General features: G+C 69.6%; 14 protein-coding genes and 1 riboswitch. Of the genes, 8 read left to right on the top strand and 6 right to left on the bottom strand.

The window, feature by feature from the left end; genetic code table 11:
* The first annotated feature begins 94 nt into the window (after window positions 1-94).
* The gene (locus FNV62_RS33385; protein WP_006380970.1) at window positions 95-352 is read left to right on the top strand and encodes a WhiB family transcriptional regulator; all 258 of its coding nucleotides are present in this window, start codon (window positions 95-97) and stop codon (window positions 350-352) included.
* 257 nt (window positions 353-609) lie between these two features.
* Here FNV62_RS33385 and FNV62_RS33380 read toward each other — a convergent pair whose 3' ends face one another.
* Together FNV62_RS33380 and FNV62_RS33375 are read right to left on the bottom strand one after the other, a co-directional pair.
* Window positions 610-2,076: a sensor histidine kinase gene (locus FNV62_RS33380; RefSeq protein ID WP_054228133.1), complete on the bottom strand. Its 1,467-nt coding sequence runs from the start codon at window positions 2,074-2,076 to the stop codon at window positions 610-612.
* Window positions 2,077-2,542: 466 nt separating this feature from the next.
* The gene (locus tag FNV62_RS33375) at window positions 2,543-3,619 is read right to left on the bottom strand and encodes an SIS domain-containing protein (protein WP_143609175.1); all 1,077 of its coding nucleotides are present in this window, start codon (window positions 3,617-3,619) and stop codon (window positions 2,543-2,545) included.
* A gap of 327 nt (window positions 3,620-3,946) precedes the next feature.
* On the opposite strand from FNV62_RS33375, the gene nagB reads away from it, so the two are divergent.
* The gene (gene nagB, locus FNV62_RS33370; RefSeq protein WP_143609174.1) at window positions 3,947-4,732 is read left to right on the top strand and encodes a glucosamine-6-phosphate deaminase; all 786 of its coding nucleotides are present in this window, start codon (window positions 3,947-3,949) and stop codon (window positions 4,730-4,732) included.
* 106 nt (window positions 4,733-4,838) lie between these two features.
* Here the strand turns inward: nagB and FNV62_RS33365 are convergent, their stop codons facing one another.
* From FNV62_RS33365 to FNV62_RS33350, 4 genes are all read right to left on the bottom strand, one after another.
* The gene (locus FNV62_RS33365; protein ID WP_144315725.1) at window positions 4,839-6,350 is read right to left on the bottom strand and encodes a glycoside hydrolase family 3 protein; all 1,512 of its coding nucleotides are present in this window, start codon (window positions 6,348-6,350) and stop codon (window positions 4,839-4,841) included.
* 9 nt (window positions 6,351-6,359) lie between these two features.
* The gene (locus FNV62_RS33360; RefSeq protein WP_060901326.1) at window positions 6,360-7,208 is read right to left on the bottom strand and encodes a carbohydrate ABC transporter permease; all 849 of its coding nucleotides are present in this window, start codon (window positions 7,206-7,208) and stop codon (window positions 6,360-6,362) included.
* Window positions 7,205-8,191: a carbohydrate ABC transporter permease gene (locus tag FNV62_RS33355; protein ID WP_097286194.1), complete on the bottom strand. Its 987-nt coding sequence runs from the start codon at window positions 8,189-8,191 to the stop codon at window positions 7,205-7,207. Before FNV62_RS33355 ends, FNV62_RS33360 begins: the two co-directional genes overlap by 4 nt.
* 967 nt (window positions 8,192-9,158) lie before the next feature.
* On the bottom strand, window positions 9,159-10,445 hold the full coding sequence (locus tag FNV62_RS33350) for an extracellular solute-binding protein (RefSeq protein ID WP_097286193.1): 1,287 nt from the start codon (window positions 10,443-10,445) through the stop codon (window positions 9,159-9,161).
* A 425-nt stretch (window positions 10,446-10,870) separates the two neighbouring features.
* On the opposite strand from FNV62_RS33350, the gene FNV62_RS33345 reads away from it, so the two are divergent.
* The 6 genes from FNV62_RS33345 (at window position 10,871) to FNV62_RS33320 (ending at window position 18,132) form a co-directional block, all read left to right on the top strand.
* Window positions 10,871-11,635, top strand: a complete 765-nt coding sequence (locus FNV62_RS33345) for a GntR family transcriptional regulator (protein ID WP_054228140.1) — start codon at window positions 10,871-10,873, stop codon at window positions 11,633-11,635.
* A 116-nt stretch (window positions 11,636-11,751) separates the two neighbouring features.
* A complete protein-coding gene (locus FNV62_RS33340) occupies window positions 11,752-12,033 on the top strand; it encodes a DUF3311 domain-containing protein (protein WP_097286192.1) in 282 nt (93 codons plus the stop codon).
* Window positions 12,030-13,640, top strand: a complete 1,611-nt coding sequence (gene mctP / locus FNV62_RS33335) for a monocarboxylate uptake permease MctP (protein ID WP_164331808.1) — start codon at window positions 12,030-12,032, stop codon at window positions 13,638-13,640. The genes FNV62_RS33340 and mctP overlap by 4 nt, the downstream gene beginning before the upstream one ends.
* Before the next feature lie 249 nt (window positions 13,641-13,889).
* A complete protein-coding gene (locus tag FNV62_RS33330) occupies window positions 13,890-14,396 on the top strand; it encodes a GNAT family N-acetyltransferase (RefSeq protein WP_097286190.1) in 507 nt (168 codons plus the stop codon).
* Window positions 14,397-14,473: 77 nt separating this feature from the next.
* A riboswitch (cobalamin riboswitch) is annotated at window positions 14,474-14,566 on the top strand.
* Between the two features lie 141 nt (window positions 14,567-14,707).
* Window positions 14,708-17,119, top strand: coding sequence for a ribonucleoside-diphosphate reductase subunit alpha (locus FNV62_RS33325; RefSeq protein ID WP_373559515.1), 2,412 nt, complete (start codon window positions 14,708-14,710; stop codon window positions 17,117-17,119).
* The gene (locus FNV62_RS33320) at window positions 17,119-18,132 is read left to right on the top strand and encodes a ribonucleotide-diphosphate reductase subunit beta (protein ID WP_054228144.1); all 1,014 of its coding nucleotides are present in this window, start codon (window positions 17,119-17,121) and stop codon (window positions 18,130-18,132) included. Before FNV62_RS33325 ends, FNV62_RS33320 begins: the two co-directional genes overlap by 1 nt.
* Window positions 18,133-18,204: the final 72 nt, after the last annotated feature.

Genomic DNA, 18,204 nt, shown 5'->3' with positions numbered 1-18,204 from the left:
ATCCTGGCAGTCGGCCCTTCACTTGTTGAGGGATTCGTGAAAGCGTTCACATTCACAAGCAACGTGCATGTAATACCAAGGAGAGGTAGCAGCCATGGACTGGCGTCACAACGCCGTTTGCCGCGAGGAAGACCCCGAGCTCTTCTTCCCCATCGGCAACACCGGTCCTGCGCTGCTGCAGATCGAGGAAGCCAAGGCCGTCTGCCGCCGCTGCCCCGTCATGGAGCAGTGCCTGCAGTGGGCGCTCGAGTCCGGCCAGGACTCCGGCGTCTGGGGTGGCCTCAGCGAGGACGAGCGCCGCGCGATGAAGCGCCGTGCCGCCCGCAACCGGGCCCGTCAGGCCACCGCCTGACACCCCACCCCGTAACGAGCCTGAGCCCGGCGGCGCGTACAGCGAGTACGCATCTCCCGCCCCCGAGCCGCAGCGCGCAGTACCCCCGATGCGCATAGCAACGTAAGCAGTGGCCCCGGACCTTCTGGTCCGGGGCCACTGTCATGCGCGATCTGTGGGTGCGTCAGATACTTCCGCTTGTACTTCCGCTTGTACTTCCGCTTGTACTTCCGCTTGTACTTCCGCTTGTACTTCTGCTCGCGCCCCTACGTGTACTCCTACTTGTGCGCCCGCACCGGAATGTCCAGGATGACCTGCGTGCCGCGCTCCGGGGCCGCCACCATGTCGAAGCTGCCCCCCAACTCGCCCTCCACCAGCGTCCGTACGATTTGCAGCCCGAGATTGCCCGAGCGGTGCGGGTCGAAACCCTCCGGGAGACCGACCCCGTCGTCCTGGACGGTGACCAGCAGGCGGGCCTCCTTGCTGGTGCCGCCGCGCACCGCCGAGACCTCGACCGTGCCCCGGTCGCCCTCGCGGAAGCCGTGCTCCAGCGCGTTCTGCAGGATCTCGGTGAGCACCATGGAGAGCGGGGTGGCGACCTCGGCGTCGAGTATGCCGAAGCGGCCGGTACGGCGGCCGGTGACCTTGCCGGGCGAGATCTCGGCGACCATGGCGAGCACCCGGTCGGCGATCTCGTCGAACTCCACCCGCTCGTCCAGGTTCTGAGACAGCGTCTCATGCACGATGGCGATCGAGCCGACCCGCCGGACGGCCTCCTCCAGGGCCTCACGGCCGCGCTCCGACTCGATGCGCCGGGCCTGGAGCCGCAGCAGCGCCGCCACCGTCTGGAGGTTGTTCTTGACCCGGTGGTGGATCTCCCGGATGGTCGCGTCCTTGGTGATCAACTCGCGTTCGCGGCGGCGCAGTTCGGTCACATCGCGCAGCAGGACGAGCGAACCCACCCGGGTGCCCTTGGGCTTGAGCGGGATCGCGCGCAGCTGGATCACCCCGTCGGCGCTCTCGATCTCGAACTCGCGGGGTGCCCAGCCGCTGGCGACCTTGGACAGGGCCTCGTCCACCGGACCGCGGGACGGGGCGAGTTCGGCGGTGGTCACTCCGAGGTGGTGGCCCACCAGGTCGGAGGCGAGGCCGAGGCGGTGGTACGCGGACAGTGCGTTCGGGGACGCGTACTGGACGATGCCGTCGGCGTCGAGGCGGATCAGTCCGTCGCCGACCCGCGGGGAGGCGTCCATGTCGACCTGCTGGCCGGAGAACGGGAAGGAGCCGGCGGCGATCATCTGGGCGAGGTCGGACGCGCTCTGGAGGTACGTGAGCTCCAGCCGGCTCGGGGTGCGCACGGTGAGGAGATTGGTGTTGCGCGCGATGACACCGAGGACGCGCCCCTCCCGCCGTACCGGAATGGACTCGACCCGTACCGGCACCTCCTCGCGCCACTCGGGATCGCCCTCGCGCACGATCCGGCCCTCGTCCAGCGCGGCGTCCAGCAGCGGACGGCGACCGCGTGGGACGAGGTGGCCGACCATGTCGTCCTGGTACGAGGTCGGGCCGGTGTTGGGCCGCATCTGCGCGACGGAGACATAGCGGGTGCCGTCGCGGGTGGGAACCCACAGCACGAGGTCGGCGAAGGAGAGGTCGGAGAGCAACTGCCACTCCGAGACCAGCAGATGCAACCACTCGAGATCGGAGTCACCGAGAGCGGTGTGCTGGCGGACGAGGTCGTTCATGGAGGGCACATCTGCGAGCGTACCTGGGGCTTTGGCCCGGCTCCGAAAACACCCGCGGGCCGCGGCGCCTGGGAGGGACCCTCAACCCTCCCGGCACCGCAGCCCGGAGCAGCAACGGCCGCGGGGTGTGCGGTCCCGGTCGGCCGAAGGAGAGGACCCGGAGCAGTCAGGGCAGAGAGCGCCGGTTCCTCGGTCCGCCTTCCTGTGCGGGGAAGACGGATGTTTTTGTGGATCAACGCCTCGCCGTAAGCGACGCTTCGTCGATCGAAGGCTTTACCTGCACATTGTGGACTAGACCACGTGCCGCGTCCATGCGCCGGCGGATGTTTGTTGTTGTCTCTTTTTCGAACTTCCAACAGCATCCACCACGCAGACTAGCCCGGTTCGGCCCCCGGTGGGGGCCGGATCGGCTCATGAACGGGGCCGGATCACCTCGGCCCCGTCCACCCGTCCGGGGGCGCGTCGGTCAGCGGGTCTCGGTCACCTTCGCCAGGGCGCGCGGCGCGTCCGGGTCCTGACCGCGGGCGATGGTGACCTCGTAGGCCAGGAGCTGGAGCGGAAGGATCTCAAGGATCGGCTGGAGCTCCTCGGCCACCCCCTCGGTGGGCAGGACGAACCCGGCCGAGGCCTGCTCCACCTGGGCCCGGGGGCCGATGACGACCAGGTCGGCGCCGCGCCCGCGCAGCCGGTCGAGCACGGGCTGGAGCGCCTCGCCGCCCTTGCCGTCGGTGACGACCGCGATGACCGGGGAGATGTTGTCGACCATGGCGAGGGGGCCGTGCAGCAGATCGGCGCCGGAGTACGAGAGGGCGGGGATGTAGCTGGTCTCCATCAGCTTCAGGGCGGCTTCCTTGGCCGTGGGGTAGCCGTAGCCGCGCGAGGTGATCACCATGCGCTCGGCGAAGCGGTAGCGGGAGGCGAGCGTGCGGATCTCGTCCTGGCGGGTGAGGAGGTGCGCGGCGAGATCGGGCAGCGCCTTGGCCGCGGCGCCGTCGCCGCCGCGCAGTCCTTCGACGAAGAGATAGAGGGTGAGGAGCGAGGCCGTGTAGGTCTTGGTGGCGGGCAGGGCCCTCTCGGGTCCGGCCATGACGTCGAGGTGGTACTCGGAGACGGCCGCCAGCGGTGAGTCCGGGTTGTTGGTCACCGCGAGCGTGATGGCGCCGGCCTCACGGGCGGCCCGGGTCGAGGCGACCAGGTCCGGGGAGCCGCCGGACTGGCTGACGGTGATGACCAGGACGTCGGTGAGATCGGGCCGCGCGCCGTACGCCGTGGTCGTCGACATCGAGGTGAGCCCGCACGGCAGGCCCAGCTGGATCTCCAGCAGGTACTTCGCGTACAGGGCGGCGTTGTCGGAGGTGCCGCGGGCGGTGAGCAGTACGAAGCGGGGCTCGCGGGCCGCGATCTGCCGGGCCACTTCCTGGATCCGCGGCGCGCCCGCCTCCAGGATCCGGCGCAGCACGTCGGGCTGCTCGGCCATCTCGCGGGCCATGATCCGGCCCGGGCGGTCGTCGTCGGTCCGGGGGTCCGGGGTAGGGGCGGACATGGGGCCTCCTGGGGACGTTCCGGTCGTACGCGTCGACCGTGGCCGATACGGGGTGGTGCGTGCGGTACGGGGTGGTACGTGCGGTTCGAGGTGGTGCGCGCGGTGCGGATCTCGAGGATCGATATCAGCATCTCATCGCCCGTGGGCAGGGTTTTGTCGGGTGTGCCGTTACTCATGGGGGTGTCGAGCGGGCGTCCGGGCGGCGGGCCTGGACGCGTCGTGAAACCGTGACGGGCCGCGGAGGGGACTCCTTTGCTAGATTGGTCTACACCACATGTGTTCCCTCGCGGTTCCCGGCGAGCCACTCTCCAGATCGGCAGGCCCAGCGTGGAAGTTGTCATCGTTCCCGGCGCCAAGGCGGGCGGCGAGCTGATCGCCGAGGCCATGGCGGAGCTGCTCCGGCGCAAGCCCGACGCTCTGCTCGGCGTGGCCACCGGCTCGACGCCGCTGCCCATCTACCAGGCGCTGGCGGCGAAGGTCGGCTCCGGTGCCGTGGACGCCTCGCGGGCGCGGGTCGCCCAACTCGACGAGTACGTGGGACTGCCGGCCGAGCACCCCGAGTCGTACCGGTCGGTGCTGCGACGCGAGGTGCTCGAACCGCTGGGGCTGGGCATGGACGCGTTCCTGGGCCCGGACGGCACCGCCGAGGACGTGCAGGCCGCGTGCCAGGCGTACGACAGGGCGCTGGCCACGGCCGGTGGCGTCGACCTCCAGCTGCTCGGGATCGGCACCGACGGGCACATCGGGTTCAACGAGCCCTGCTCCTCACTCGCCTCGCGAACCCGGATCAAGACGCTGACCGAGCAGACCAGGGTCGACAACGCGCGGTTCTTCGAGGGCGACATCGAGCAGGTGCCGCACCACGTCATCACCCAGGGCATCGGCACGATCCTGGAGGCGCGGCATCTCGTCCTGCTGGCCACGGGTGAGGGCAAGGCGGACGCGGTCGCGGCGACCGTGGAGGGGCCGGTGGCCGCGGTGTGCCCCGCCTCCGCGCTCCAGCTCCACCCGCACGCGACGGTCGTCGTGGACGAGGCCGCCGCGTCCAAGCTGAAGCTGGCGGACTACTTCCGGCACACGTTCGCGAACAAGCCGGACTGGCAGGGGATCTGACCCCGAGGGCGCGAAGAAGAGCACGCAAGGGAAGAAAGAAGGAAGGTGCCGGGCCCCTGGGGTCCGGCACCTTCCTTCTTGCCTGTGTGCTCCTCCTCGCGGGCCGTCACTCCCCCGCGATGACCTCCGCCGCCGCCCGGCCGCACACCCTCGCCGCGCCGTGCGTGGCGATGTGGAGGGCGCCCCGGGGCGGGGCCTGGGGGATGCCCATCTCGACCACGATCGTGTCGGGGCGTTCCCTCAACAGCGTGTCCAGGGCGGCCGCCATCCAGGGGTGCCGGTGTTCGTCGCGGACGACGGCGACGACGCGGCGGCTGCCCGCGGCGGCCAGGGCCGCCGTTGCCGCCCCCTCCCCCGCGAAGCTGCCCGTCTCCGTGCCGGGCAGCAGCCGGGCCAGTTCCGCGGCCACGCCCCAGGGGGTCTCGTCACCGACGGCGATGTTCGCCGCGGGGGTGAAGGCGGCGACGAACGGCGCCGCGCCCACCGGCTCGTACGACGGCGCGCGTGTCACCGTCAGCGCGCGCCGGGCGGCGACGAGCCCCACGTCGGCCGGCTCCCGCTCGACGGCGGGCGGAGCCGCGGAGGCCGCCGCCGTCCATCGGGCCAGCGCCCGTACCCGCTCCGCCGCGTCCGCGAGGCGCTCCTCGGGGAGTTCACCGGTGCGCACCGCCGTGACGAGGGCGTCGCGCAGGCGCCGTACCGTCTCGTCGTCCGCGAGGCCGCCGCCCACGCAGATCGCGTCCGCGCCGGCCGCGATGGCGAGGACGCTGCCCCGCTCGATGCCGTACGTCCCGGCGATGGCCTGCATCTCCATGCCGTCGGTCACGATGAGGCCGTCGTAGCCGAGTTCCTCGCGGAGCAGGCCGGTGAGGATGCGGCGGGAGAGGGTGGCCGGGCGGTCCGGGTCCAGCGCCGGGACCAGGATGTGCGCGCTCATCACGGCGCGTGTGCCCGCGGCGATCGCGGCGCGGAACGGGGTGAGTTCGCGGGCCTCGATGACCGACAGGTCGGCGTCGATGCGCGGCAGCGCGTGGTGCGAGTCGACCGCCGTGTCGCCGTGGCCGGGGAAGTGCTTGGTGCAGGCCGCGACGCCCGCGGACTGGAGCCCGGTGACGTAGGCGGCGGTGTGCCGGGCCACCAGGTCGGTGTCGGCGCCGAAGGACCGTACGCCGATGACCGGGTTGTCGGGATTGGAGTTCACGTCCGCGGAGGGGGCCCAGTTCAGGTTCACCCCGCAGGCCGCGAGGCGGTGGCCGAGTGCCGAGGCCACCTCGCGCGTCAGCTCCACGTCGTCGACCGCGCCCAGCGCGTGGTTGCCCGGGTAGGAGGAGCCGGCGCGGACCTCGAGGCGGGTGACGTCGCCGCCCTCCTCGTCGATGGCGACCAGGACGTCGTCGCGCTCCGCGCGCAACTGGGCGGTCAGGGCCGCGAGCTGTTCGGGGGAGGCGATGTTCCGGCCGAACAGGCCGACGGCGGCGAGCCCTTCGCCGAGGCGGCGCAGCAGCCAGTCGGGGGCGGTGGTTCCGGTGAAGCCGGGCTGGAGGACGGTGAGCGCGTCGCGTGCCAAGCCGTTCTGGCCGGAAGAGGACGCGGTCGTACCACTGGCGAGTGTCGTCATCGGGTGGCGTTATCCCTTCACGGCGCCCGCGGTCAGCCCCGCGGCCATCTTGCGCTGGACGATGAGGAAGAGCACGACGATCGGCACGGCCATCATCGTGGCGCCGGCCATCATCGGGGCGTACTCGGTGCCGTGCTTGGTGGTGAAGTTGCCGAGCCAGACGGTGGCGGTCTGGTGCTCCTGGCTCATGAGCATCAGGGCGTAGATGTACTCGTTCCAGGCCTGGATGAACGCGTACACGGACGTGGCGACCATGCCGGGCGCGAGCAGCGGGAAGACCACCCGTATGAAGGCTCCGGTGCGCGAGCAGCCGTCGACCATGGCCGCCTCCTCCAGCTCCTTCGGGATGTTGACGATGAAGCCGCGCAGCGTCCACACCGTGAAGGGGAGGATGAAGGTCAGGTACGTGATGATCAGGCCGGTGAGCTTGTCGTACTGGTTCAGGTCGTTGAGCAGCAGGAAGACCGGGATGATCATGGCGACCAGCGGGATCATCTGGACCGCGAGGATGCCGACGATCACGATCTTGCGGCCGCGGAAGGCGAAGCGGGAGATGGCCAGCGCGGCCAGCATCCCCACCACGACGCCGATCACGACGACCGACAGGGAGACGATCAGGCTGCGGCCGACGGGGCCCCAGAAGTCCGCGATGTCCAGCGCGCGACGGAAGTTGTCGAGCGTGAGCCCCGTGGGGAACAGGCTCGGGTCCGGGTCGATGGCGTCCTTCGCCGGCTTGAACGCCGTGTTCAGCATCCAGTAGACGGGGAAGCCCGCGGTGACGAAGACGAGGAGGCCGAGGAGGTTCCAGCCGAGCTTGGACTTCCCCCGGCGCCGGCCCGCCGTGGCGAGGGTGCTCATTCGACCTCTCCGATCTGCAGCATCTGACGCATGTACACGGCGACCACGCCCAGCAGCAACAGCACGGTCAGCAGGGCGATCGCCGACCCCTGCGCGTAGTCGTTGACGACGAAGGCGCGGTCGTAGGAGTACGTGGTGAGCAGTTGGAACTCCGCCTCCGGGTGGCCGCCCCGCATCACGAAGACCTGCGGGAAGACGCCCATGTCCCAGATGACGGAGAGCGTCGTGAGCATCACGACGATGGGCTTGAGGATCGGGAGCGTGACGTAACGGAAGACGCCCCAGGCGCCGGCGCCGTCCAGCCGGGCCGCCTCCTCCAGTTCGCTCGGCACCTGGGTCAGGCCCGCGCTGAGCGTGATGACGACGAAGGGCACCGCGCCCCACACCACCAGGAGCATGATCACGGCCAGCCCCTGGGGGCCGCTGGCGAACCAGTTGTGGCCGATCATGTCCACGCCCGGCAGCTTGCTCAGCAGCGCGTTGAAGACGCCGTAGTCGGAGTCGAAGAGCCACTTGAAGACGGTGGTGGCCACGATGATGGGCATGCCCCAGCTGGCCACCAGCGCGATGTTGATCAGCGTCTTCACCCAGCCCGAGACGCGCTGGAGGAGCAGCGCGATCAGCATGCCGATGACCATGGTGAAGACGACGGACCCGACGGCGAAGACGATCGTGCGGACGACGACCGCCCAGAACTCGCTGTCGCCCAGCACCTTGCCGAAGTTGTCGAAGCCGACCGACTCGGCCGGCTGGAAGCCCCACAGCTGGGACTGTCCGAACTTCTGGAAGGAGAGGGTGACCAGGCGGACCAGGGGATAGCCCATGACCAGCGCGAGGATCAGCAGACAGGGCGCGAGCAGGGCCCAGGGGACCGCCCCTCCGCCCGAGGTCCGCCTTCTGCGTGGCGCCTTGGGGACGGCCGGTGGCGGTGCCTGCCGCGGCGGCGGCACCTTGGCGGGGGTGGTCGTGTCTGCGGCACTCATCGCGCGCTCCTCAGCGGTCCCTCAGGTCGTACGTGGTCGAAGCCCCGCACGGGGTCGTACGCGGGGCAGGCCCCACACGGTCGAACACAGGCGAAACACGCCCGGGCCGTACGCGGCCGGCGCCTCGCACGGTCGTACGCGGCCCGGCTCCGCACGGTCTGCGCGGGGGCGGACCCTCGCGATCCCACACGGGGCGGACCTTCGCGGTCGTACAGGGTCCAAGACCCGGTGCGGTCGTATCCGGGCGAAAGCCGCCCGGGACGCACACGCCCCGAACCCCGGACGGTGGTGCACAGTCCGAGCCCCGCACGGTGGTGCGCAGTCCGAGCCTCGCGCGGGTCGCACGCGGCCCGCCCCGAGCAGGTCGCCCACCGGGGCCGACCCTCTCGGTCGTACGCGGCCCGAACCCCGCACGGTCGTGCACGGGGGCGGACCCCCGCGGTCGTACGCGGGCCGAGCCCGCGCAGGTCATGCATGGGGGCGGGCCCCCGCGGTCGTACGCGGGGCGCTCGCCGGGGCGGGCTCTCGGTCGTGCGTGAGGCGGCCCGGCCGGTCCTGCCCCGCCCTGTCCCGCCCTGGTCGGTCCAGTTCGGTCCGAGTCCGGGGCGGGTCGTGCGTGGTCCGAACCTGGTGCGGTCGGTTCCGGTCGGGGCCGCCCGGGTCGTGGACCGGCCGGACCCACCCGGCCGTACGCGGCCCGGCCTCGCACGGTCGTACGCGGCCTGGGCCCCGCGCGGTCGTACGTCTCCGGGTCCCGCGCGTCGTGCGGGAAGCGGCTGGAACCCGGGCCCGAAGAGGACCCCGGCAGGCGTGCCCAGGAACACCCCTGGAACGTCCCGGGATCGCCCCCGACGTACTCGGACGTACCCCCAGAGGCACACCCCGGGCGGACCCGGGGCGGACCCTGGGCGCGCCCCGGGTGAAGCCCCGGACGCGCCCCGGGGTCCCACCACGCCCCGCGCTCACGTCACTTGGTGTTGATGACCTTGTCGATCGCGGCGTCCGCATCCTTCGCGGCGGCCTCGACCGACTTCTTGCCGGTGCCGATGTTCTGCAGCATGGTCTGCAGGACCTGGGCCTTCTCGACCTGGCCCCAGCCGGGAGCCATCGGCACGAACCAGTTGGACTCGGCCGCGGTGGCCGGAACCACGGTCGCCGGGTCGTTCTTGAGGGTGGCGAGGTCGGTCTTGTTGTTGGGCAGGTTGCCCTTGGCCATCAGACCCTTCTGACCGGCGGAGCCCGTGAAGGCGTTGATCCACTCGGCGGCGAGCGCCTGCGCCTTGGACTTCACCGGGACGGCGAGGTCGGAACCGCCGAGGAAGACGGGGATGTTCTTGCCGGACGGGCCGGGCATCACGAAGTTCTCGAGGTTGCCCTTGAGCTTGCCGGTCTTGTCGTTCTTCGGGTCCTCGGAGGTCGCACCCTCCCACGCGGCGCCGAAGATCATGGCGGACTTGCCCTGGCCGTAGACGATGTAACGGTCGGACTCGTCCTTGGTCTTGTCGCCGTGCATGTACTTGTCGACGATGGTCTTCCAGTCGTTGAGTCCCTTGATGGACTCCGGAGACGACAGGTTGGCCTTCCACTGGCCGCCGTCCTGCTTGGCGATGGAGCCGCCGGCGTCGTAGACGAAGGACATCGCGGCGTACCAGTCACGCGTCGGCTGGTACCAGGCGCTGAACTTGCTCCCCTCCTTCTTCTGGATCTTGTCCAGGTCGGAGATGAGCTCCGTGTACGTCTTCGGGGGCGTCTTGACACCGACCGAAGCCGCCACGTCCTTGCGCCAGTTGCCGACGCGGCCACCGGCGTAGTACGGCACGCCGTAGGTCTTGCCGTCGTAGGTGACGGAGGCCTTCAGGCCGTCCAGCCACGCGGACGAGTTGTCGAGCTTCGACGCGTCGATGGGAGCGAAGGCGCCCTTGACCATGTAGCCGAGCATCTCGGTGTTGCCCATCTCGACCACGTCGGGCGCCTTGTCGGTGGCGAGGACCGCGTCGAGCTTGGTGTTCTTGTCCGGCCAGCCGTAGTACTCGTGGTTGATCTTGACGCCGGGGTGCGCCTTCTGCACCGCCGCGTCGGCGGCCTTGACCAGCTCGGGCCAGTTGTTCTGCGCGTCCACCGTGAGCCAGACGGTCAGTGCCTTCGCGTCCGCGCCCTTGTCCGACCCCCCGGACTTGTTGTCGCTGCTCCCGCACGCCGCGATGGAGACCATCATGCCCGCGATACCGATCGCGGCTGCCAGCTTCCGCTTCACGCCACCCTCCTCAGGGATGCCATAAACCCCCCTGCCCACCGCGGTGACACATGCCGAAGCGCTGCCGAGTACTGCCCGTGGGACTGGGACTGGACCAATGGTGTAGACCAGTACGGGGAGCTTGGCCTAGACCTAGAGGGGTGTCAAGGGTGTGTAAGCCCGACTGGTCGTCCGTTATGGGACCTACATATGCAAGGACCTTTAAGTAGGTAAGTGGCATAAACGGCGGGGCCGTTCACCGGCCCCACATGCCTCTCCACCGACCCGAGTCCACACTATGGACTAGACCAACGGGTACGCCGACGGTATATAGAGGGGATCACGGAGCGTGCGGGGGGACACTCGCACACGAAGCCGTGCCACGATGTGAGCCGTGGCCGACGGGATGTCGGTCGCTTCGGCACCCGGAGCCGGGAAGGCAGAGCATGAGCACCGACGTCAGCAGTGCGGAGAACGAGGGTGGGGCCCCCATCCGTACCGCGCGCGTGCCCAAGTACTACCGCCTCAAGAAGCACCTGCTCGACATGACGGAGACCTTGCCGCCCGGCACGCCCGTACCGCCCGAGCGCACCCTCGCCGCCGAGTTCGACACCTCGCGCACGACCGTGCGCCAGGCCCTCCAGGAACTGGTCGTCGAGGGCCGCCTCGAACGCATCCAGGGCAAGGGCACGTTCGTCGCGAAGCCCAAGGTCTCCCAGGCGCTCCAGCTCACCTCGTACACCGAGGACATGCGCGCCCAGGGCCTTGAACCCACCTCGCAGCTCCTGGACATCGGCTACATCACCGCCGACGACACCCTCGCCGAGCTGCTCGACATCTCGGCCGGCGGCCGGGTGCTGCGCATCGAGCGGCTGCGCCTCGCGAGCGGCGAGCCGATGGCCATCGAGACGACCCACCTCTCCGCGAAGCGCTTCCCCGCCCTGCGCCGCAGCCTGGTGAAGTACACGTCCCTCTACACCGCGCTCGCCGAGGTGTACGACGTCCATCTCGCCGAGGCCGAGGAGACCATCGAGACCTCGCTGGCCACCCCGCGCGAGGCCGGCCTGCTCGGCACCGACGTCGGTCTGCCCATGCTGATGCTCTCCCGGCACTCGCTGGACCGGCAGGGCGAGCCGGTGGAGTGGGTGCGGTCGGTGTACCGGGGCGACCGGTACAAGTTCGTGGCACGGCTCAAGCGCCCGCAGGAGTAGCGCACCTGCCGCGTTGCCCGGACCGAGATACGGACGAGGGGTTCCGCATGGCTGACGCCGTCGCCTAGATTGCCTGCGCATTGCACAGGTGAACAGCGAGGGGACGGAGTCGCCGTATGTCAGACGTGTCGGACGTGTCAGACGCGCCGAAGGTCGAGCCGCCGGTGGTGACACCGATCCGGGTGGTCATCGCCCTGTGCCTGATAGCCCCGTTCGTGGCGATGCTGTGGGTCGGTTCCTACGCCAAGACCGACCCGGCGTTCATCGGCATCCCCTTCTTCTACTGGTACCAGATGCTGTGGGTGCTCGTGTCCACGGCGCTCACCGTGACCGCGTACCAGCTGTGGCAGCGTGACCAGCGCGCCCGCGCGTCCCAGGTCGGGGGTGCGGCGAAGTGAAGGACGGCGTGAACGGCGTCGCGCTCGGCGTCTTCATCTTCTTCTTCCTGGCCGTCACGGTCATGGGCTTCCTGGCCGCGCGCTGGCGCAGGGCGGACGACGAGCACAGCCTCGACGAATGGGGCCTGGGCGGACGGTCGTTCGGCACCTGGGTCACCTGGTTCCTGCTCGGCGGCGACCTCTACACGGCGTACACCTTCGTCGCCGTACCGGCGGCGATCTACGCGGCGGGCGCGGCCGGCTTCTTCGCCGTTCCGTACACGATCCTCGTCTACCCGCTGATCTTCACGTTCCTCCCCCGCCTGTGGTCGGTCTCCCACAAGCACGGGTACGTGACGACCTCGGACTTCGTGCGCGGGCGCTTCGGTTCGAAGGGCCTGTCCCTCGCCGTGGCCGTGACCGGCATCCTCGCGACCATGCCGTACATCGCACTCCAGCTGGTCGGCATCCAGGCCGTCCTGGACGTGATGGGCGTGGGCGGCGGCGAGAACACCAACTGGTTCGTGAAGGACCTTCCGCTCCTCATCGCGTTCGGCGTGCTGGCCGCGTACACCTACTCCTCGGGGCTGCGGGCCCCCGCCCTGATCGCGTTCGTGAAGGACACCCTGATCTACATCGTGATCGCGGTGGCCATCATCTACATCCCGATCAAACTGGGCGGGTTCGACGAGATCTTCAAGGCGGCGAGCGACAAGTACACGGCGGCCGGGGCGGGCGGGCTCGTGCCCGCCGAAGCGGGCCAGTGGACGTACGCCACGCTCGCGCTCGGATCGGCGCTCGCGCTGTTCATGTACCCGCACTCGATCACGGCGACGCTCTCCAGCCGCAGCCGTGAGGTGATCCGCCGCAACACCACGATCCTTCCGCTCTACTCCCTGATGCTGGGGCTGCTCGCCCTGCTCGGGTTCATGGCGATCGCGGCCGGGGTCAAGGTCACCAACGGCCAGCTCGCCATACCCCAGCTCTTCGAGAACATGTTCCCGGACTGGTTCGCGGGGGTGGCCTTCGCGGCGATCGGCATCGGAGCGCTCGTACCGGCGGCCATCATGTCCATCGCGGCCGCGAACCTCTTCACCCGCAACATCTACAAGGACTTCATCAAGCCGGACGCGACCCCGCAGCAGGAGACCAGGGTCTCCAAGCTGGTGTCGCTCTTCGTGAAGGTGGGCGCGCTGGTATTCGTCCTGACGATGGACAAGACGGTCGCGATCAACTTCCAGCTCCTGGGCGGCATCTGGATCCTCCAGACCTTCCCGGCGCTGGTCGGTGGCCTGTTCACCCGCTGGTTCCACCGCTGGGCGCTGCTCGGGGGCTGGGCGGTGGGCATGCTGTACGGCACGTTCGCCGCGTACGGGGTCGCCTCTCCCACCCAGAAGCACTTCGGCGGCAGCTCGAAGGAGATCCCGGGCATCGGGGAGATCGGCTACATCGGTCTGACGGCCTTCGTCCTGAACGTCGTGGTCAGCGTGGTCCTCACCTTCGCCCTCCGCGCCTTCAACGCGCCGGACGGCGTCGACGAGACGTCTCCGGAGGACTACACGGCGGACGCGGGCGATCCGGGCGTCGAGACGGAGCTTCCCCCGGCCACGGCCGGTTCCACCCACTGACCCCGGGGGCTCCGCCCCCAGACCCCCGGGTGGATGCGTTGCCTGCGGGTGGGTGGGGGCTGGTCGCGCAGTTCCCCGCGCCCCTAAAAGGCTGGGGCACCGGGGCGCAGCCCCGTGCCCCAGGGGCGCGGGGAACTGCGCGCCAAGCCCCCACCCACCCGCAGCCGAAGAACCGCGCCAACAACCCCCACGGGCCGTCGGACATAAATCCGGCGGCCCGTTCGCGCGCCGTGTTGCACACTCACCGGCATGGACATCCGCATCCGACACGCCCACCCCCACGAATACGACCGCATCGGCGAGATCACCGCACAGGCCTACCTCGGCGACGGCCTGCTCGACTTCGGGGAGAGCGACGAGTACCTCGACGAACTGCGAGACGTGGCGAAACGGGCCACCGCCGCGGAGGTCCTCGTCGCCGTGGACCACGACCACGTCCTCGGCGCCGTGACCTTCGTACCGCGCGGCGGCCCCATGGCCGACATAGCCCGCCCCGGCGAAGCCGAGATCCGGATGCTCGCCGTCGCACACGAGTCCCGCGGCCGAGGCGTCGGCGAGACCCTCGTCCGCGCCTGCGTCGACCACGCACGCGCCACCCCCGGCTGCGTACGCGTCGTGCTCTCCACCCAGCGCACCATGCACGCCGCCCACCGCATCTACGAACGCCTCGGCTTCACCCGCACCCCCGACCGCGACTGGAACCCGCTCCCGGAACTCGACGACATCACTCTCCTCACCTATGAGTTGACACTCTGACACCGGCACGACACAACATGTGGGGGTGTCACCTCAGCCCGGCACAAGATGTATGCTCATGCTCGCTGTCGCCGCAGGGGAATCCGGTGCAAATCCGGAACTGTCCCGCAACGGTGTACTTGTACGTGTTCGCACACCCGTGCTCATGTACTCGCGTCAGTCCGAGGACCTGCCGACAGCGCGCCCGGCCATCCGGCCCGGGTGCATGACGTCCGGGCCTCGCGGAATGGGCCGGTGGACGCGACGCCGTGTGCGCTCGTGAGCTGCCCTGCCCTCCGCCAGGCCCCGTGCCGAGCGAGGGAGAGCCCCAAGTGACCATCGCGCCAGCCGATCCGGCTTCAGCTACCGCTTTCGCACAGCAGAAGCAGGAGCAGCAGCGGAAGCAGGCCCCGGTGGAGACGGACGGTCCCGGTACCACGCTGCTGCGTACCCTGACCGACCTCACCGCCGACCTCCCCGACGCCGACCCCGGCCGGGTCGCCGCCGCCGCGCTGCGCGGCCGGTCCACGCACGCGGACGACACGGAGCTGCGCGAACTGGCCACCGAGGCGGCCGCGGGCCTCATCTCCGAGGACCCCGTCTACTCCCGACTGGCGGCCAGGCTGCTGACGATCAGCATCGCGGCGGAGGCCGCCTCGCAGGGCGTCACGTCCTTCTCCGGGTCGATCGCCGCGGGTCACCGCGAGGGCCTGATCGCCGACCGCACGGCGGAGTTCGTCCGGCTGCACACGGCCCGGCTGGACGCGCTGATCGACACCGAAGGCGACGACCGCTTCGGCTACTTCGGCCTGCGCACCCTGCACAGCCGCTATCTGCTCCGGCACCCGATCACCCGCAAGGTCATCGAGACGCCCCAGCACTTCATGCTGCGCGTGGCGTCGGGCCTGGCCGAGGACGACACGAACCGTGCCCTGGACGAGGTCGCGGCGCTCTACGGGCTCATGAGCCGCCTCGACTACCTCCCCTCCTCCCCCACGCTGTTCAACTCCGGTACGCGGCACCCGCAGATGTCGTCCTGCTACCTCCTCGACTCCCCGCTGGACGAGCTGGACTCCATCTACGACCGCTACCACCAGGTGGCCCGCCTCTCGAAGCACGCGGGTGGCATCGGCCTTTCGTACTCCCGGATCCGTTCGCGCGGTTCGCTGATCCGCGGTACGAACGGGCACTCCAACGGGATCGTCCCGTTCCTGAAGACCCTCGACGCCTCGGTCGCCGCGGTGAACCAGGGCGGCCGGCGCAAGGGCGCGGCCGCGGTCTACCTGGAGACCTGGCACTCCGACATCGAGGAGTTCCTGGAGCTGCGCGACAACACCGGTGAGGACGCCCGCCGTACGCACAACCTGAACCTCGCGCACTGGATCCCGGACGAGTTCATGCGCCGGGTCGACACCGACGGGCAGTGGTCCCTCTTCTCGCCCTCCGACGTGCCCGAGCTGGTCGACCTGTGGGGCGACGAGTTCGACGCGGCGTACCGCAGGGCGGAGGCGGCCGGCCTCGCCAAGAAGACCATCCCGGCCCGTGACCTCTACGGCCGCATGATGCGTACCCTCGCGCAGACCGGCAACGGCTGGATGACCTTCAAGGACGCCGCCAACCGCACCGCCAACCAGACGGCGGAGCCGGGCCACACCGTCCACTCCTCGAACCTCTGCACCGAGATCCTGGAGGTCACGGACGACGGGGAGACGGCGGTCTGCAACCTCGGCTCGGTCAACCTCGGCGCCTTCGTGGTCGACGGGGACATCGACTGGGAGCGGCTGGACGAGACGGTCCGTACCGCCGTCACCTTCCTCGACCGTGTCGTCGACATCAACTTCTACCCGACCGAGCAGGCCGGCCGGTCGAACGCGAAGTGGCGGCCCGTCGGCCTCGGCGCGATGGGCCTGCAGGACGTCTTCTTCAAGCTGCGCGTCCCCTTCGACTCCCCGCGGGCCAAGGCCCTCTCCACCCGGATCGCCGAGCGGATCATGCTCGCCGCGTACGAGGCCTCGGCCGACCTCGCGGAGCGCAGCGGCCCGCTCCCGGCCTGGGAGAAGACCCGTACGGCCCGTGGCGTCCTGCACCCCGACCACTACGGCGTGGAGCTGACCTGGCCGGAGCGCTGGGCGGCGCTGCGGGAACGTATCGCCGCGGTCGGCATGCGCAACTCCCTCCTCCTCGCCATCGCCCCCACCGCCACCATCGCGTCCATCGCGGGTGTGTACGAGTGCATCGAGCCCCAGGTGTCCAACCTGTTCAAGCGCGAAACGCTCTCCGGTGAGTTCCTCCAGGTCAACTCCTACCTGGTGGACGAGCTGAAGAAGCTCGGCGTGTGGGACGCGCAGACCCGCGAGGCGCTGCGGGAGTCCAACGGTTCGGTGCAGGGCTTCACCTGGGTGCCGCAGGACGTCCGCGACCTGTACCGCACGGCCTGGGAGATCCCGCAGCGCGGCCTGATCGACATGGCCGCCGCCCGCACCCCGTTCCTGGACCAGGCGCAGTCCCTGAACCTCTTCCTGGAGACGCCGACCATCGGCAAGCTCTCCTCGATGTACGCGTACGCCTGGAAGTCGGGTCTGAAGACGACGTACTACCTGCGCTCGCGCCCGGCGACCCGTATCGCCCGTGCCGCCCAGGCGCAGGCCCAGCCCGAGAAGACCATCCCCGTGCAGGCGATCCCCGACGAGGACGCCGTCGCCTGCTCCCTTGAGAACCCCGAGTCCTGCGAGGCCTGCCAGTAATGAGCTCCACCGAAAAGAACCTGCTCGACCCGGGCTTCGAACTCACGCTCCGCCCCATGCGCTACCCCGATTTCTACGAGCGCTACCGGGACGCCATCAAGAACACCTGGACCGTGGAGGAGGTCGACCTCCACTCGGACGTGGCCGACCTGGCGAAGCTCTCGCAGGGCGAGCAGCACATGATCGGCCGGCTGGTCGCGTTCTTCGCGACGGGCGACTCGATCGTGTCGAACAACCTCGTGCTGACCCTCTACAAGCACATCAACTCCCCCGAGGCGCGCCTGTATCTCTCCAGGCAGCTGTTCGAGGAAGCGGTCCACGTCCAGTTCTATCTGACCCTGCTGGACACCTACCTTCCCGACCCGGAGGACCGCGCCGCGGCCTTCGACGCCGTCGAGAGCATCCCCTCGATCCGCGAGAAGGCCGAGTTCTGCTTCAAGTGGATGGACTCGGTGGAGAAGCTGGACCGTCTGGAGACCAAGGCGGACCGGCGTCGCTTCCTGCTCAACCTCATCTGCTTCGCCGCGTGCATCGAGGGCCTCTTCTTCTACGGCGCCTTCGCGTACGTCTACTGGTTCCGCAGCCGGGGTCTGCTGCACGGTCTCGCCACCGGCACCAACTGGGTGTTCCGCGACGAGACGATGCACATGTCCTTCGCCTTCGAGGTGGTGGACACCGTGCGCAAGGAGGAGCCGGAGCTCTTCGACGACCAGCTCCAGCAGCAGGTCACCGACATGCTGAGGGAGGCCGTCGAGGCCGAGCTGCAGTTCGCGCGCGACCTGTGCGGTGAGGGTCTGCCGGGCATGAACACCGACTCGATGCGCCAGTACCTGGAGTGCGTGGCCGACCAGCGTCTCCAGCGCCTCGGCTTCGCCCCGGTGTACGGCTCCGAGAATCCCTTCTCCTTCATGGAGCTCCAGGGCGTCCAGGAGCTGACCAACTTCTTCGAGCGCCGCCCCTCGGCGTACCAGGTGGCGGTGGAGGGCTCGGTCGGCTTCGACGAGGACTTCTGACGGACGGGAACTTCCGGCGGTACGAGGACTTCTGACGGTACGACACCGGTGATGCCGGGCCGCATGTCGCGG

The sequence above is a fragment of the Streptomyces sp. RLB3-17 genome (genome assembly GCF_007113425.2).
Taxonomy (GTDB): domain Bacteria; phylum Actinomycetota; class Actinomycetes; order Streptomycetales; family Streptomycetaceae; genus Streptomyces; species Streptomyces mirabilis_D.
The sequence above is the reverse complement of the archived record's forward strand: the minus strand, read 5'-3'. Positions and strand labels throughout refer to the sequence as shown.